Here is a 547-nt window from a genome sequence, read left to right on the forward strand (position 1 = left end):
GCGGTGACGGTGATGTCCTCGCCTTCGGTGACGGTGTCCGGGGCCTCCAGGGTGACAGTAGCCTCTAAATCAGCGTCAGCATCGGCATCGGCATCAGCGTCCGCATCAGCGTCCGCGTCCGCATCCGCATCCGCGTCGGCATCTGAATCAGCATCTGCATCTGCATCAGCGTCAGCGTCAGCGTCAGCATCGGCATCGGCGTCAGCATCGGCATCTGCGTCAGCGTCAGCGTCAGCGTCAGCGTCAGCATCTGCGTCAGCGTCAGCATCCGCATCAGCGTCTGCATCTGAATCAGCATCGGCGTCGGCATCGGCATCGGCATCGGCATCGGCATCGGCATCAGCATCGGCATCTGAATCAGCATCGGCATCGGCATCGGCATCGGCATCTGCATCTGCATCAGCATCAGCGTCAGCATCGGCATCAGCGTCCGCATCTGCATCGGCGTCAGCATCGGCATCGGCATCGGCATCTGCGTCAGCATCGGCATCTGCGTCAGAATCTGCGTCAGCATCCGCATCAGCGTCTGCATCTGAATCAGCATCGG

Annotated in this window: 1 protein-coding gene; it reads right to left on the reverse strand. The window is 61.4% G+C overall.

Annotated elements, in window-relative coordinates:
- Positions 1–547: hypothetical protein (locus tag JFC11_RS18870; protein WP_198350280.1), on the reverse strand; the 547-nt coding region annotated here is incomplete at both ends.

The sequence above is a fragment of the Vreelandella alkaliphila genome (assembly GCF_016107625.1).
Lineage (GTDB): Bacteria > Pseudomonadota > Gammaproteobacteria > Pseudomonadales > Halomonadaceae > Vreelandella > Vreelandella alkaliphila.